The organism is Winogradskyella luteola (genome assembly GCF_019203985.1).
Lineage (GTDB): Bacteria > Bacteroidota > Bacteroidia > Flavobacteriales > Flavobacteriaceae > Winogradskyella > Winogradskyella luteola.
In genome coordinates, this window is record NZ_JAGSPD010000002.1 from 76513 (window position 1) to 91756 (window position 15244).

Here is a 15244-nt window from a genome sequence, read left to right on the forward strand (position 1 = left end):
ATCATTAATTTTGTTAAAATATATTCCTGCTGAAGTATGTCTTGAGCGATAGTAGGAAAGCGGGGAAAGCCAAAATGGACAAAAAAAAGAAAATACTTATAATATGCTATTATTGGCCACCAGCAGGCGGGCCAGGTGTACAGCGTTGGTTAAAATTTGTAAAATACTTACCTGATTTTGGTATAGAGCCTATTGTATATTGTCCAGAAAACCCCAATTACCCAATTATCGATGAGAGTCTAATAAATGAAGTACCAAGTGACATTACCGTTCTTAAGCAACCCATAAAAGAGCCTTATGCTTTAGCGAGCTTGTTTTCTAAGAAAAGTGCAAAAACAATAAGCTCAGGAGTGATACCAAAAGCAAAAAAGCAATCATTAATAGAAAAATTAATGCTTTATGTTCGGGGTAATTTTTTTATTCCAGATGCTCGTAAAAACTGGGTAAAACCTTCGGTAACATACTTATCAGAGTATATTCAAAAGCATCACATAAAAACAATTATAACTACAGGTCCACCGCATAGTTTGCATCTGATTGGACTTCAATTAAAAACGCAACTGAATATTAATTGGATATCTGATTTTAGAGATCCTTGGACAACAATTGGCTATCATAAAGATTTAAAACTGAGCCAATCTTCTCAACAAAAGCATAAAGCACTTGAGTTACAGGTTTTAAATTTGGCTGATGAAATCATTGTAACGAGCAACCATACCAAAAATGAATTTCAAAATAAAACCAAGCAACCTATTTCTGTAATTACCAATGGTTACGATCCACATTCAGTTAGAGTAGAAGGGAAGGACAAAAAATTTACTTTATCGCACATAGGTTCTTTGTTATCTGAGCGTAACCCAAAGGTGTTCTGGAAAGTACTTTCAGAACTAATTACTGAAAATGAAGTATTTTCAAAAACGTTTCAGCTTAATTTAGTTGGATTAGTTAGCGATGATGTTATGGAATCAATTTATCAAAATGGGTTAAAAGACCATCTGAATATTGTAGGTTATGTAAGTCATGATGAAGCGATTAAATTCCAAATGCAATCTCAACTGCTACTGCTTATTGAAATTGATTCGGAAGATACCAAAGCAATTATTCCAGGAAAGGTGTTTGAATATTTAATTTCTGAAACCCCAATATTAGCAATTGGCCCAGAGAATTCTGATGTAGAACACATCATTAAATCAACCCATACTGGCACTTACTTTAATTATAACGATAAAGGGCAATTAAAGACTCAGGTCTTAAAATATTTTGAGGCATATCAAAACAATAATTTAAGCGTCATGGCTATAGGCTTGCAACCTTACAGTAGAAAAGCACTTACTGAGAAATTGAGTAAGCGTATTAATAGTTTATGATTTGTCATTCATTTTTTAATATAAGAGTTTATAGTTGTAATTTGAATTTTTTTAAAGCTTCCAAGTTAGATTTACTATAGTTTAAGCAATGAGCATCGTATTAAAACAAACCTTTAAAAATACAATAAGTACATACTTAGGTTTTGGTATTGGTGCCATAAATACACTTTTTTTATATACTAATTTTTTAACCGATGAATATTACGGCTTAGTGGCATTTTTGCTATCCGCAGCAAATATTATGATGCCGTTTATGGCGTTTGGTGTGCATAATGCCGTAATTAAATTCTATTCGTCATTTAAATCTAAGGCAAGTATCAATAGCTTTTTTACCTTAATGCTATTCTTACCTTTAGCATTCATAATTCCAACAGCCTTAATAGGTTATATTTTTTATGAAGGCATTGGTAATTTACTTTCCAATGAAAACAAAATAGTTGGAGATCACATTTTGCACATCTTTGTTTTAGCAATAGCCATGGCCTATTTTGAAATCTTTTTTGCGTGGTCTAAAGTACAGTTACAAACGGTCTTTGGTAATGTAATGAAAGAGATATTTCATCGTGCATGTATCATGATATTGCTATTTCTGGTGTATTTAGATTGGTTGACTGTGGATCAATTTATTTTGGCACTTGTTGCCGTTTACGTACTGCGCATGCTAATAATGAAGCTTTATGCATACTCAGTTAGATTTCCGAAGATAAGATTTCAAAAAATTAAAGACCTTCCAGCGATTTTAAAATACGCTTTACTTATGATTATTGCGGGCTCCGTAGCCATGTTGATTCTAGACATCGATAAATTTATGATTGGTTTAATGATAGAGGATATAGGGCAAGTGGCTTACTATAGTGTGGCTATTTTTATTGCTACGGTCATTGCGGTTCCACAACGTGCCATGCATCAAATTATGATGCCATTGACCGCAAAATATTTAAATGATAAAAACAAGATAGCTTTAGAAGATCTTTACAAGCGAAGTTCCATGAGCCTATTAATAATAAGTGGATTCATTTTTTTGCTGATTGTTTTAAACATCAACCAATTGTATGAAGTTCTTCCGCAGGAATTTAGAGGTGGGCTTTTTGTAGTTCTTATTGTGAGTTTGGCTAAGCTTTACGATAATAGTATTGGAAACAATAATGCCATTTTATTTAATAGTGATTATTATAGAATGGTACTATTTTTTGGGGTATTACTGGCCTTTTTAGCTATTGTTCTCAACTATATTTTTATTCCCATCTATGGTATAGAAGGCTCTGCTTTTGCTACATTTTTGGCTGTTGCAATTTACAACACTATTAAGGTGGTTTTTGTAAAACAGAAATTTAATATGTTGCCCTTTTCCAGGTCGTCCTTAAAGGTTGTCTTACTTTTAATTCTGCTCACAGGTCTAATGTATTTTTGGGAATTTCCGTTTCATCCTATTATGAATATTGTTTTAAAATCTTTAATGGTAGGAGTCTTGTATTTTACGTCTGTTTATAAGCTCAAGGTTTCTGAAGATGTTTCAAATCAGATAAAAAAGTATTTACGGTTAAAGTGATTCGTGTTTTTATCCTTCAACCTAGCGGGAAATTTTATCTAACTGTAACTGTAGACTTTTCACTATGCTCTAAATGACAAAAAAGATTCCCACGAAAATAGGTATTGTAACGAGAAATCCCGCAAGGTGCTCTGAGGCATACATCATGCGGGATTTCTACTAACCAACCAAAAAAATTATTTTACTTTTTTATCCTCTAGATCGTCTTGTATTAGATCTCGTAGAACGCTGATTGCTCTTTCTACTTGTATTAGATCTGTTCGATACAGAAGATGATTTTCTTTTATTCTGAACTGTACTTCGTTGTCTATTATTTTGCGAGCTAGCTTTATTATATGTACGAGATTTAGTCGCTTTTGGTTTTCTAACCGAAGTACTTTTTGTTCGCTCTACTTTATTAGACACCGAACTTCGTGCTTTGGTCACATTTTTATTTACATTTCTTGTTGACCTTGCTGAATTTGAACCTACAGAAGTTCTTGATGGTGTTGACACATTTCTGTTAGAACGTGTTGACACTGTTCTGCTTGCCGCTCTAGTACTTTCACTAGATCGCGTTGCTCTAGTATTAGTACGTGTCGTTGTCGCTCTATCAGATTGTCTCGTTGTAGACCGAGCTGCACTGGTTTCAGGACTTCTTGTGCTTCTAGTAGAACGCGTCGCTGTACTGTTCTGTGCTAAACGTGTACTTCTGGTACGTGTTATTTCGGTATTTCTACGTGTAACATTTCTCTGTATAGTACGCTCTCTATTATTTCTTGGAGCTTGCACGTACACATTACTTCTATTTCTCCTCGTAGCGACTCTGGTATTACCACGTCTCGTATTATTGACGTTAAAATATCTTACGTTATTTCTGTAAGGTCTATAGTAAATATGTCTCACAGGCGTATAAAATTGTCTATACGGATTTACATTAACAACACAATAGTTAACAGGTGGTACTATGTAAAATCTATGCCATGGTCTGAATATATATGCTCTGTTGTACACATTGATAAACCCGTCATATCTCCAAAACGCATTGTTTCTGTAATATACATTTAGTCCACCAATTCTATTGATTCTATTGAATCTGTTATATGTGATGAATATGTCACCAATTTGATTGACTCTACCATAAAAATCGTAAAAGATTGGTGTATTTTCAATTTGAATAATAGCTCCAAAACTATCATACTGCACATATGGGTTATAGTTATAACCAGAATTAAAACTTAGGGTAAAACCGGGTGTATCAATACCTACGCTTACATCAGGTCCATAATCTGGAATATAAAAATCGAATTGACCATCTCTATATACCGAGAATTCAATACCACCTTCATTAAATATGAAAGAATTACTATAACCTCTCACATAGTTATTGATTGAAGCATCGGCTTCTGATGTTGTGGTGTTGGCTGCAAATGCAGTAGTGCTAAAAGCAACTATGGCTGCAAAAAAATATAGTATCCGTTTCATAGTTAAGGGTTTTAAAATTAAACTCGTTAAGTAATACACAAACAGCGTGCCAAAAAATACAACTATTTGATTATCAGTATTTTTAAAAAAATAAAAACCCCGAAGCATTGGGGAAAGCTTTCGGGATTTTTGGATCTCAATTTCACATTGAGATATTAGTGCTTATGTTTCTTCTGTTTTTTTACTTTACCGTTTTTTCGGTAATAGTAATAACTGTTATCATTGCTCCAACTTTCATCCCAATCATCATTAAAGGAATGGTCATTAAAATGATCTATGGTACAGCTTGTGGTTCCACAGAAACCACAACCTTGATTACTAAAGTTAACATGCCCTCGAGTGCCAATAACATTACCATATCTATTATAAAGAATTCTTAAGCCACCAACTTGCTTTAGTTGACCTCTTCTGTAGCCCATGTATACAGAACCAGCACGTTTAATTCGACCTTGTCTGTCATAGTTAATAAATACGTTGCCGATACGTCTTACACGACCCCATCTGTCGTGTCTTACCAAAACACCTCTGTCTCCACGATGGTAACGTGTTCCGGGAGCACCATATGTACGATTCGTTTGACGCCTATTACGTTTGTAATAGTAATCATCATTATCTGGTATTGTAGGCAGAATTTCGGTATTAAAATCGAAGCTTCCATCCGGAAAAATTAAAAATTCTACACCACGCTCAATGAACACTATGGGTTCGGTAAAACGATAGCGTGCATTATTAAAATCTTCCCCATTAAAAACAGCATCTCCTGCTGTTGTCGCTGTGGCCGATGTTATTCCTAATAACACCATCACCAAAAAAAGTACTTGCTTTTTCATAATTTATAGGTTTTTAGATTTACCCAGTCGCTAACGTATTTAGGACTTTTGGGTTTACGCTATATATTTTTTTGAAAACCAATTAACGTGCCAAGAATTGTAATGTTTTTAAAACCAGATACTTGAGTTGTGATTTGAATATTGAATTGCAATAACTCTAGAATTCTCACTTCTGATTAATAGGGCATATTAACATTAATTTTATTATTTTTAATCCAAGACCAATCATCGCAGATGAAAACCAACCAAGACACTTGTCAAAATTGTGAGCAACCTTACGATAAAGGATTTCAGTTTTGTCCTTATTGTGGGCAAAAAATCAATGATGAACTTACATTGGGTGTACTTTTCTATAATACAATCAGTAATTACTTTTCGTTTGACGCACGCTTTTTAAAGAGTTTCGTTCCGTTAATGTTTAAACCTGGTTATTTAGCGAAGAAATTTTTGGAAGGTAAGCGACTGCTTTATTTGCACCCTGCGCAGATGTACTTGTTTATTTCTGTGGTATTCTTTTTCGTATCCTCATTCACTATTGATAAATGGCAGAAAGATATAGAGGAAATTAATAAAAAAATCGCCAATGCTCCAGTGGAGGTTAATGAAAAGAAGCAATCTAAAGTTAAGTTAGATTCAATAAAAAAAGCAGATCTATTAGAAAATCTAAAAGAAAATAGGTCGAAATTGGGTTTAAATACCGACGAATTAAAGAAAGCAGATTCGATCATTCAATCGGAAACAAATAATACCAGCTTTACTTGGGATTTTGATAAAGCCAAGGTTGATTCTTTAATTGGCGCTGGTGCAAACGACGATATTATATACAAAGAAATGGGAATGTCTGATAATGCTAATTATTTTGAACGAGGCATTTATAAAGGTTTTCTAAATATAGCCAAAGGCTCTGGTGCTGGTAATATGTTTCGACGTGCATTTGATGCTGTGCCAATAACCATGTTTATACTTCTGCCGCTTTTTGCATTATTGCTAAAACTGTTTTATTTTAGGAGGGGACGTTATGCTTACCATTTGGTATTTACATTTTATCTCTTTTCTTTTCTTTTTACACTGTTTACAATTTTAATGGTATTTGATTTATTAATATTGCCAATACCAGGATGGATTAGTACACTCATTATACTTTCAACCTTCTTTTACTTTTATATGGCATTGCTTAAATTCTATGAGCGTCATTGGTTTACAACTTTAATTAAAAGCGGAGTAATTACTTTTATATTCTCAATTTTGGTACTAATAACTACAGTAGGATTGGTGTTTTTTGGTATTTTTAATGGGTAACATAATTAACAAAAATATCAAAAATTAAGTTGTAAAGTCTTACAAATCAACAAATGGAATCCCAAGATTTATCGATTTGGGTTTTAAGTATTAAGTAGATGAAAAATTTGTAAAGATAGCCAATGGGAAATTTCAAAATTGGTTGACTTATTCTATAGAACAAAAGACGAGAGCTGTCATTGGTTTTTGTGTAGGAAGTAATTCTATAGAAAACATTAAACTAATCATAGGTAAACTTCTATTACTAAAACCACAAAAAAATTATACTGACAGATTACCGCTTTCTAGAAATTTAATTCCAAGGCATATTCATAAAGTATTTCAATACTTTACAAACAGAATAGAACGAAAGAACCTGGCTCTTAGGACTCATATTAAAAGATTATTTAGGAAAACGATTTATTATTCAAAAAAAGAAAAGTATCTCGAAGCTTATCTAAGAATCTATTATTGGGGATGATTACTTAAAAGAACTGAGTTAAAAAGACTTGTTTTTTAACTCAGTTCTTTGTGGGCAACGGTAACGGTATTTGATTTTTTGGCAAATGTGTTTAATTTTTAGGATTTACAATTTGCTGTTCCAAATTTTCTAAATACTCAATCGCTTTATTTGAAAACGAGAAGTAATCATCATTATTAAGAGCTGCATCGTTATAAATATAGAAAAAACTAAAAGGATTGGTTAGGGTCTCAATAATCTTTTCTTTTCCAAATTCATTTTCGATTAACTCTGCCATATAAAAACCGTTTGGGTGACAATTAACTGGAAAATTTTTGAATATTTGACTTCCATAACTAACAATACTGTCATTACTCACAGATAGGTATTCTAGTTTATCATTCATAAACTTCAGCTTTTTATTTGAAGTATAGTAGGCGTCCACCCATTTAATGTTGACACTATCTTCAACAGTGGCTCTTTTGTCAATTAGGTCGGCCACTCCTTCAACTTGCAATTGTTTTATTGGTCGATACAAATTATACAATTTGCTCTCTCTATCTGGGCCTTCAATTCTATCCTCAATGAAACCCAAATAATAATGGTGAAATTCATGTCCAATTAGGTTTGACAATTCTTCAGGATTCATATCCATTATGAATTTCATATCAAATATGATGTTACCGCCCATAACCCTTGCATCAGGTGAAAAAACTAAAAACTGAAGTGGTGGAGTTGTATATACTGTATCAATATATTTGGGCAAATACTTTAGCGCTTTTTGCCTACCTTCTACAATGTAATCGTCTATATCTAAAGACTCCACATATCGCTTAAGTCTTGGTTTACGTTCCCTTACTGAAACCAAATGATTTAAATCTCTTTTAAGCCAATATCCAGCAGTATAAGTAATGTATCCAATCGACCCTGTCTTTCTGGATTGAAAACAAGAGTTATTATGGATTTAATATATTCATTGTTTTTTAATGCTTTATACCCTTTGGTTTCAAAGAGATTATCCCAAGCAGCTTCTGAAACATTAACATTATCTTCTAAAGAGTCTGTAATGGCCAAGAACTGATCTACCCCAGAAAAGTCATAGTCAAATTCAATTTTTGGCTCTACAACTTTGGTCTTTACTTTTTCATTACATGAACAAAACACCAGAAAAATTAATAGAGTATGGGCTGAAGTTGATAAAATATTTTTTATGTTCATTATAGTACGTCTTTAAGGTTAATTAATCGCATTTCTGGTGATGCTTTTACAGCGTGTTTTATTATGGGCATATGTCCGTTGCCAAAAATCACTAAAACCCTGTCATTTTTATTTTCAATCGTCTTTCGAATGTTCGAAAATATTCTCAAATTTCTACTATACCACCCAGCCGCCAATGCGTCAGCTTTTGGATAATCTTCACTATTGTTTATTCCTATTGGGCTTAAGATATAATGTCCATGGTTTTCAATTTGATGATCGTCTTCATTAATGTAGATTAAGAAATCTTTTAGAGGTATGGTTGTCTTTAAGGAATCTATATATTCGTATTTTTTCTTAAACAGCTTACCATAATCACTTGATAATAAATGACTTAAATTTTCCTCATTCGCTATATCTTCTCTATCCTTCAGCCCATCCACGCCCATTGATTCAGCATCACCTGCAATTAGCTTTTCGTGTTTCAAGATTTTTCCGAGACGGAAACCCAATTGAAAAATTTCATTAGTCCTCAATTCAAACTTATCCTGGAGGTATAAATTATAAAGCGAATCTATCCTTCTATGCTTGTTTGCCTTAACCTCAATAACGATCTTAGTTGGATTGAATTCTTTTAGGGCATTTGTTATCTCTTCTATTTCTTTTTGTCGGGAATCGGACATTACATCTAAATGAAACTTAGGTTTGTAACCGTCCCTACCAGCATCCCTGAAGTGAAACATCCCCATTAAAAGTATCTGTGGTTTTTTTTGTTTTTTCCTTAAGAAGTCTGGAACTGAATCATTTGCGATTTCTTGACTAACCTCTGTATCCGTTTTATTTTGGTTACACGAAGTCAATATCAATAAAGCGGCCATCGTGTGACCCAGAAATGAAATGGGCTTAAACATTTTAAAAGGTTTCGGCAGGATAATTTTTCTGATCATTTATACAAGATTTACTAATTCATAGATAGGTATTTAATTAAAATGTTACACTTTATATCGCTACAGAAGTTCTGTGTATAGGGTAATGTAGTAAACCGGTGCTTGGCTATTCTTATAAATATGAAATGTAAAAGCTTCATCCAATCCAACTGTATAAAAAAGTAAAAAGTATGTCGAAGCACATCCAAAGATCTACTTTTGGGGATAAAAACGTAAAAGAATATGCTATATTTATAATATGAGCGGAATCTATTACAATTACGCAAAACTTGTGAGCAAGGAAGAACTCGACCAAGAACGAAAACAAATCATTGATCAGCTTATCAAGGAGGCAGTAAATGATGACAATCTAATCGATGATGAAGATTTAGATTTTATTTGAATGAAACACAAAAAATGAGTGGCTAAGTGAGCTACCAAGTTAAGCGTGCAGAAAAAGCATTGTCGCACGATCTCAATGTTCAAAATTATATTTGGATTTGGGCCTATACCATTTAACTACATTTTAATTACAGTTTGATTACATCTCAATCAACCGCTAATTTTAAAATCTACAAAGAAGTCCTTCAAATTCATGTCCTATGCAACATAGCAGGTTTATATTTTTATCTAGTTCCAAAGCTGAAAAGTCAGTTAAATAATCTAAAGACACTTAGAGAGCTTTAGCAATTTTAAACGCAGTCTCAATAAATGGTTTTACTTTATCACGTTCATAACATCCAATTACAGGAGCGTGTACATCAATCTGTTTAGCAAAAGTTCTTATTGCAGTGAGGCTAACTATCATCTACAATTTTTCCTGAAGATACACACCTGTAACTGATTTCTTATTCGAGGCTATTTCTTCAGGAGTGCCTGAGGCTACCAAGTGCCCACCTCGTTTTCCGCCTTCCGGTCCTAAATCAATAATATAATCGGCGCATTTAATTAATTCGATATTATGTTCAATAACGATAATAGAATGTCCTTTTGCAATCAATGCCTGAAAGGATTTTAATAACTTTTGAATATCGTGAAAATGTAATCCTGTTGTAGGTTCATCAAAAATAAACAGTGCATTGTCACTCTTACTGCCTTTACCTAAAAATGTTGCTAATTTAATACGCTGTGCCTCACCACCAGAAAGGGTAGAGGAGGACTGTCCCAAAGTAACATAACCCAAACCAACATCTTGTAAGGGCTGTAACTTGTTCTTGATTTTTGTTTGTTTATACGTGTCAAAGAAATCTATAGCATCATCAATGGTCATGTTAAGAATGTCATCGATGGATTTGTTTTCAAAATGAACCTCTAAAACTTCTTTTTTAAAACGTTTGCCTCCACAAGTATCACAGGTGAGATGCACATCTGCCATAAATTGCATCTCTATAGTCACTTCGCCTTCACCTTTACAGGTTTCGCAACGCCCTCCATCTACATTGAAGCTAAAATGCTTAGCTGCATAATTTCTAATTTTACTCAGCTTTTGGGATGCAAAAAGTGAGCGAATATCATCATAGGCCTTAATATAAGTAACAGGATTAGAACGCGACGAGCGACCTATTGGATTCTGGTCTACAAATTCTACATGTTGAATGTTACTGTGGTTGCCAGTTAAATAGGTAAACTGACCCGCTTTGTCACTAAATCCGGTTAGCTTTTTTTGAATGGCAGGAAAGAGTATCTTTTTTACCAATGTACTTTTTCCGCTTCCAGAAACTCCAGTAACAACAGTGAGCATTTGCAATGGAAACGTTACATCAATATTTTTAAGGTTGTTCTCTCGAGCTCCAACAATATCGATATGATATTTTGATGTTCTACGTTTCTCTGGCACTTTAATTTCTAATTGACCATTTAGATATTTGGCTGTTAAGGTATCGGAAACTAAAATATCCTTAAAATCGCCAGATGCCACAACTTCACCACCAAAAGTACCAGCTTCTGGGCCAATATCAATAATTTGGTCTGCGGCTTTCATAATGTCTTCATCATGCTCCACAACGATGACGGTGTTACCTAAATCCCGTAAAGATTTAAGCACTTCGATTAAGCGCTCCGTATCTTTTGGGTGCAGGCCAATACTGGGTTCATCTAATATGTACATAGAACCTACTAGGCTACTGCCAAGCGAAGTCGCTAAATTGATACGTTGACTTTCACCTCCAGACAATGTATTGGATTTTCGGTTTAGTGTTAGATAATTTAAACCTACATTAGAAAGGAATTCTAGTCTTGTATTAATTTCTGTTAGAAGGCGTTTGGCTATTTTAATGTCGTATTTGTTTAGCTTTAAATTTTTGAAAAATTCCGCTAATTCATTTAATGGTAAATCAACCAAATCGGTGATGGTAGCATCATTTATCTTTACATAACTGGCTTCTTCCCGTAAACGCTTTCCTTTACAAACATTACATTTTGTTTTTCCGCGATAGCGCGACAACATCACACGATTCTGAATTTTATAGGCCTTAGATTCCAGTTCGGCAAAGAAACTGTCCAGTCCCTCAAAATATTTATTTCCAGACCATATCAAAGCTTTATGCTTTTCACTTAGTTCAAAATAGGGTTTGTGTATGGGGAAATCGAATTTGTGTGAGTTATTAACCAGTTGATCCCTATACCAACTCATGCTTTCTCCTCTCCATGGAAAAATAGCATTTTCGTAGACCGATAGTGCACTATTAGGTATAACCAAATCTTCATCTATACCAATTACATCACCATAGCCTTCACACTTAGGACAAGCTCCGTAAGGATTATTAAAGCTAAATAGATGTGCGTTAGGCTCTAGAAACGTTATGCCATCCAATTCAAATTTATTATTGAATGTTGTTTGTTTATTATCTGAAAGTGATTCGATAATACAAGTCCCGACACCTTCAAAAAAAGCAGTTTCAATTGCATCTGCCAAACGATTTAGAAAGTCTTCATCATCTTTGTAGACAATTCTATCAACAACTAGAAATAAATTTTTATCTGATTTAATATTTTGCTTTAAGGCATCATCAATTCTCAAAACACCATCCTTATATTTAATCCTTGCATAGCCTTGCTGCTGAAGCGTTTGTAGTTTATTCTCTACAGTTCTGCCTTCTTCTAGGATAATAGGTGAGAGGAGTAGAAGTTTTGCGCCTTCATCAAACTTTGAGATATAATCGATAACATCTGTTACCCTATGCTTTTTAACTTCTTCACCAGAAATCGGAGAGTAGGTTTTTCCTATTCGAGCAAATAATAATTTTAAGTAATCATAAATTTCTGTAGTTGTGCCAACCGTAGAACGCGGATTGGTAGAGTTCACCTTTTGCTCAATTGCAATAGCGGGTGCAATACCTTTTATATAATCTACTTTGGGTTTGTTTAAACGGCCTAAAAACTGACGTGCATAGCTCGATAGGCTTTCTACATAACGCCTTTGACCCTCAGCGTATAAGGTATCGAAAGCTAAACTCGACTTCCCGGAACCCGATAATCCTGTTATAACAACTAATTTGTTTCTAGGGATAACGACATCAATATTTTTTAGATTGTGAAGCTTGGCACCTTTAATAATGATGTTTTCTTTGGGATTAACGTCTAAAATAGTAGTGTTCATAGGATATCTAGGTGATAGAATTTTGCAAAGATACGTTATCTAATTCAGCTGTTAAAATGCAATAATGGCAAGCTAAATGTTAAAATTTGGTAGTTTTTTTTGTTTTTTCGGAATGATTGTTGTTATATTTACCACATAATCATTTAAAAAACAACTGCGTATAAATAATATTACTTTAAAAAATTAACCCCTTGCTAAGAAGTTTACTTCTTACTACTAAGAGTAATATTATGAAAAGAGAACTTATCCAAGACGCAGAGTTGGTAAGCAACTACATTAAAGGAGACGAGAGTGCACTATCGGTTTTGATAGGAAGGCATAAACAAAAAATCTATAGTTTTATATATTCTAAGGTTTACGATAGAGACATTACTGAAGATGTTTTTCAGGATACCTTTATTAAAGTCATTAGAACCTTAAAGCGTGGCAAATACAACGAAGAGGGTAAATTTTTACCTTGGGTAATGCGAATTGCACACAATTTAGTTATTGACCACTTTAGAAAGAATAGCCGTATGCCTAAGTTTGATAATACTGGGGAATTTAGCATTTTTTCAGTATTAAGTGATTCTAGCCTTAATGCAGAAAAGAGTATGATTAAAGATCAGGTAGAATTGGATGTAAGACGTGTTATTGAGGAATTGCCTGAAGATCAAAAACAAGTTTTAATAATGCGCATGTACCAAGATATGAGTTTTAAGGAAATATCTGAGCGTACAGGTGTTAGTATCAATACGGCACTAGGCAGAATGCGTTATGCACTTATTAATATGCGTAAGGTTATAGAACAAAACAATATCGTTTTAACGAATTAGGCTAAACCTTTTTCGGATTTAAAGTCTTAGAGTTTTTAATTTTTAATTTGAATTTTATTTGTTAGACACAATAAACAAAGTTCAATTGCGTTTTAACCATATAATAAATCCTAAATTATTAATATGGAAAAAATTTACTCTAACATTTCCCGAAAAAATGACAACCTAAAACCAAAAGATGAAACTATAAGTTTCCTTTTGAATTACTCAAAGGCTTTAAGTGTTATAGATTATAATAAATTGAAGTTTGAAGCACTTCTAAATTAAGTTGAAGAAAAAATCCTAATGTGAAAGCATTAGGATTTTTTTGTAAATAACTGCACTTTGTAATTTTTGGTTGTTAAATATTTTTGCTTTAAGTCCTTAAGATATCGAAATATTTTAGATTCCATGGGATGCTTATCTAATAAGTAGTTTTTTAAACTTTCATCATAAACTGTTACGATAAGATACCAATGTCCTTTTCGTGTAGTATGAAGCCCTTCTTCAAACAAAGGATCATTGAATTAGTTGAAAATTCAATGTATCTCGATTTTGCTCAAAACGACAGTATAGGTTATTTCTTCTTTTTGTAATAGTTATCCAAAACCGACTTCCTCCCAATCGTTTTGGTAATAATGTCCTTTTCTAAATCCCAACCACGTGCAGGTGAATATTCACGACCATACCAAATGATTTGAAGATGCAAATCGTTCCAGAGTTCTTTTGGAAATAGACGTTTTGCATCTTTTTCGGTTTGTACCACATTTTTTCCGTTAGTTAAATTCCAACGGTACATTAAGCGGTGAATATGGGTATCTACAGGAAAGGCAGGTATTCCAAATGCTTGGGATAAAACAACGGCAGCAGTCTTATGGCCAACGGCAGGTAAGGCTTCTAATTCTTCATACGTCTGCGGCACTTTACCATTATGCTTATCAATTAAAATATGTGATAAACCATGGATGCCTTTACTTTTCATGGGTGACAAACCAACGGGTTTTATTATTTCCCTAATTTCCTCAATACTCAACTTAATCATATCATAGGGATTGTCAGCACGTTCAAATAACAGTGGTGTAATTTGGTTAACGCGTACATCCGTGCTTTGGGCAGACATTAAAACCGCAATCAATAGTGTATAAGGATCTTTATGGTCTAATGGTATCGGAATTTCAGGATACAGTTGATTTAACGTATTTATAACAAATTGTACCTTTTCTTGCTTAGTCATTCATCGTATTTTTACAGAAACACAAATTTAAGCAATATGACGCATTTAAAAGCAGGTGATAAAGCACCAGATTTTTCAGCAAAAGACGAACAGGGAAATACAGTTTCGTTATCTGATTATAAAGGAAAAAAGCTAGTTGTTTTCTTTTACCCAAAGGCAAGTACGCCTGGCTGTACAGCTGAAGCTTGTAACTTAAACGATAATTACGATAGGTTTAAAGCGCTGGGTTATGAGATCTTGGGTGTGAGTGCAGATAGTGCAAAACGTCAATCGAATTTTAAAAACAAATACGGTTTTCAATACCCATTATTGGCAGACGAAGACAAAGCTGTAATAGAAGCCTTTGGTGTTTGGGGGCCAAAGAAATTTATGGGTAGAGAGTACGATGGTATTCACAGAACTACTTTTGTTATTGACGAACATGGTGTTTTAGAGGACGTTATCACTAAAGTGAAGACAAAGGAGCACGCAGCTCAGATACTAACAGAATAAGGGCTTTTGCATTAACGGAAAATAAAACGACCTATTTCACTTACTCATGGTAGTC

Annotated in this window: 15 protein-coding genes and 1 pseudogene; 8 read left to right on the plus strand and 8 right to left on the minus strand. The window is 33.7% G+C overall.

Translation table 11 applies throughout. The features are described 5' to 3' along the window. Window positions 1–74: 74 nt before the first annotated feature. A complete protein-coding gene (locus tag KCG49_RS02480; RefSeq protein WP_218544606.1) occupies window positions 75–1367 on the plus strand; it encodes a glycosyltransferase in 1293 nt (430 codons plus the stop codon). Window positions 1368–1455: 88 nt separating this feature from the next. Then, window positions 1456–2916: a lipopolysaccharide biosynthesis protein gene (locus KCG49_RS02485; protein WP_218544607.1), complete on the plus strand. Its 1461-nt coding sequence runs from the start codon at window positions 1456–1458 to the stop codon at window positions 2914–2916. A 189-nt stretch (window positions 2917–3105) separates the two neighbouring features. On the opposite strand, the gene KCG49_RS02490 is transcribed toward KCG49_RS02485, so the two are convergent. Together KCG49_RS02490 and KCG49_RS02495 are read right to left on the minus strand one after the other, a co-directional pair. Continuing rightward, window positions 3106–4380 carry a hypothetical protein gene (locus KCG49_RS02490; protein ID WP_218544608.1) on the minus strand — a complete coding sequence of 425 codons (1275 nt, stop codon included), beginning with the start codon at window positions 4378–4380 and terminating at the stop codon, window positions 3106–3108. Between the two features lie 155 nt (window positions 4381–4535). Then, a complete protein-coding gene (locus tag KCG49_RS02495; RefSeq protein ID WP_218544609.1) occupies window positions 4536–5210 on the minus strand; it encodes a hypothetical protein in 675 nt (224 codons plus the stop codon). Window positions 5211–5444: 234 nt separating this feature from the next. Here KCG49_RS02495 and KCG49_RS02500 point away from each other — a divergent pair, with 234 nt between their 5' ends. Together KCG49_RS02500 and KCG49_RS16525 are read left to right on the plus strand one after the other, a co-directional pair. Next, window positions 5445–6509, plus strand: coding sequence for a DUF3667 domain-containing protein (locus KCG49_RS02500; RefSeq protein WP_218544610.1), 1065 nt, complete (start codon window positions 5445–5447; stop codon window positions 6507–6509). Between the two features lie 109 nt (window positions 6510–6618). Beyond that, window positions 6619–6969: pseudogene (locus tag KCG49_RS16525) on the plus strand (IS1 family transposase); the annotation flags it as partial. 91 nt (window positions 6970–7060) lie between these two features. Here KCG49_RS16525 and KCG49_RS02510 read toward each other — a convergent pair. From KCG49_RS02510 to KCG49_RS02520, 3 genes are read right to left on the minus strand one after another with little or no spacing between them, the layout of a single operon-like run. Further along, window positions 7061–7816, minus strand: coding sequence for a DUF5700 domain-containing putative Zn-dependent protease (locus tag KCG49_RS02510; RefSeq protein WP_218544611.1), 756 nt, complete (start codon window positions 7814–7816; stop codon window positions 7061–7063). Between the two features lie 5 nt (window positions 7817–7821). After that, window positions 7822–8166, minus strand: coding sequence for a hypothetical protein (locus KCG49_RS02515; RefSeq protein ID WP_218544612.1), 345 nt, complete (start codon window positions 8164–8166; stop codon window positions 7822–7824). After that, window positions 8166–9056 (minus strand): DUF5694 domain-containing protein, encoded by an 891-nt coding sequence (locus KCG49_RS02520; protein WP_218544613.1) that lies wholly within the window; start codon window positions 9054–9056, stop codon window positions 8166–8168. Before KCG49_RS02520 ends, KCG49_RS02515 begins: the two co-directional genes overlap by 1 nt. 274 nt (window positions 9057–9330) lie before the next feature. Between KCG49_RS02520 and KCG49_RS02525 the strand changes: the two genes are divergently transcribed. Beyond that, window positions 9331–9474 (plus strand): hypothetical protein, encoded by a 144-nt coding sequence (locus KCG49_RS02525; protein ID WP_218544614.1) that lies wholly within the window; start codon window positions 9331–9333, stop codon window positions 9472–9474. A gap of 270 nt (window positions 9475–9744) precedes the next feature. Here KCG49_RS02525 and KCG49_RS02530 read toward each other — a convergent pair whose 3' ends face one another. Both KCG49_RS02530 and uvrA read right to left on the minus strand, forming a co-directional pair. Next, on the minus strand, window positions 9745–9879 hold the full coding sequence (locus KCG49_RS02530; RefSeq protein WP_218544615.1) for a helix-turn-helix domain-containing protein: 135 nt from the start codon (window positions 9877–9879) through the stop codon (window positions 9745–9747). Beyond that, complete coding sequence (uvrA, locus tag KCG49_RS02535; protein ID WP_218544616.1) at window positions 9880–12669, minus strand: excinuclease ABC subunit UvrA; 2790 nt, start codon at window positions 12667–12669, stop codon at window positions 9880–9882. It abuts the gene before it with no gap. Between the two features lie 230 nt (window positions 12670–12899). On the opposite strand from uvrA, the gene KCG49_RS02540 reads away from it, so the two are divergent. Together KCG49_RS02540 and KCG49_RS02545 are read left to right on the plus strand one after the other, a co-directional pair. Further along, window positions 12900–13484: an RNA polymerase sigma factor gene (locus tag KCG49_RS02540; protein WP_218544617.1), complete on the plus strand. Its 585-nt coding sequence runs from the start codon at window positions 12900–12902 to the stop codon at window positions 13482–13484. Between the two features lie 123 nt (window positions 13485–13607). Further along, window positions 13608–13751 carry a hypothetical protein gene (locus KCG49_RS02545; protein WP_218544618.1) on the plus strand — a complete coding sequence of 48 codons (144 nt, stop codon included), beginning with the start codon at window positions 13608–13610 and terminating at the stop codon, window positions 13749–13751. A gap of 289 nt (window positions 13752–14040) precedes the next feature. On the opposite strand, the gene KCG49_RS02550 is transcribed toward KCG49_RS02545, so the two are convergent. Continuing rightward, window positions 14041–14697, minus strand: a complete 657-nt coding sequence (locus tag KCG49_RS02550) for an endonuclease III domain-containing protein (RefSeq protein WP_218544619.1) — start codon at window positions 14695–14697, stop codon at window positions 14041–14043. 36 nt (window positions 14698–14733) lie between these two features. Between KCG49_RS02550 and bcp the strand changes: the two genes are divergently transcribed. After that, complete coding sequence (gene bcp / locus KCG49_RS02555; protein WP_218544620.1) at window positions 14734–15189, plus strand: thioredoxin-dependent thiol peroxidase; 456 nt, start codon at window positions 14734–14736, stop codon at window positions 15187–15189. The last annotated feature ends 55 nt before the right edge of the window (window positions 15190–15244 follow it).

Excerpts from the sequence above, each read along its gene's own strand:
- KCG49_RS02480 (WP_218544606.1), top strand. The coding sequence starts at position 75 with ATGGACAAAAAAAAGAAAATACTTATAATATGCTATTATTGGCCACCA.
- KCG49_RS02485 (WP_218544607.1), top strand. The coding sequence starts at position 1,456 with ATGAGCATCGTATTAAAACAAACCTTTAAAAATACAATAAGTACATAC.
- KCG49_RS02490 (WP_218544608.1), bottom strand. The coding sequence starts at position 4,380 with ATGAAACGGATACTATATTTTTTTGCAGCCATAGTTGCTTTTAGCACT.
- KCG49_RS02495 (WP_218544609.1), bottom strand. The coding sequence starts at position 5,210 with ATGAAAAAGCAAGTACTTTTTTTGGTGATGGTGTTATTAGGAATAACA.
- KCG49_RS02500 (WP_218544610.1), top strand. The coding sequence starts at position 5,445 with ATGAAAACCAACCAAGACACTTGTCAAAATTGTGAGCAACCTTACGAT.
- KCG49_RS02515 (WP_218544612.1), bottom strand. The coding sequence starts at position 8,166 with ATGAACATAAAAAATATTTTATCAACTTCAGCCCATACTCTATTAATT.
- KCG49_RS02520 (WP_218544613.1), bottom strand. The coding sequence starts at position 9,056 with ATGTTTAAGCCCATTTCATTTCTGGGTCACACGATGGCCGCTTTATTG.
- KCG49_RS02525 (WP_218544614.1), top strand. The coding sequence starts at position 9,331 with ATGAGCGGAATCTATTACAATTACGCAAAACTTGTGAGCAAGGAAGAA.
- KCG49_RS02530 (WP_218544615.1), bottom strand. The coding sequence starts at position 9,879 with ATGATAGTTAGCCTCACTGCAATAAGAACTTTTGCTAAACAGATTGAT.
- uvrA (WP_218544616.1), bottom strand. The coding sequence starts at position 12,669 with ATGAACACTACTATTTTAGACGTTAATCCCAAAGAAAACATCATTATT.
- KCG49_RS02540 (WP_218544617.1), top strand. The coding sequence starts at position 12,900 with ATGAAAAGAGAACTTATCCAAGACGCAGAGTTGGTAAGCAACTACATT.
- KCG49_RS02545 (WP_218544618.1), top strand. The coding sequence starts at position 13,608 with ATGGAAAAAATTTACTCTAACATTTCCCGAAAAAATGACAACCTAAAA.
- KCG49_RS02550 (WP_218544619.1), bottom strand. The coding sequence starts at position 14,697 with ATGACTAAGCAAGAAAAGGTACAATTTGTTATAAATACGTTAAATCAA.
- bcp (WP_218544620.1), top strand. The coding sequence starts at position 14,734 with ATGACGCATTTAAAAGCAGGTGATAAAGCACCAGATTTTTCAGCAAAA.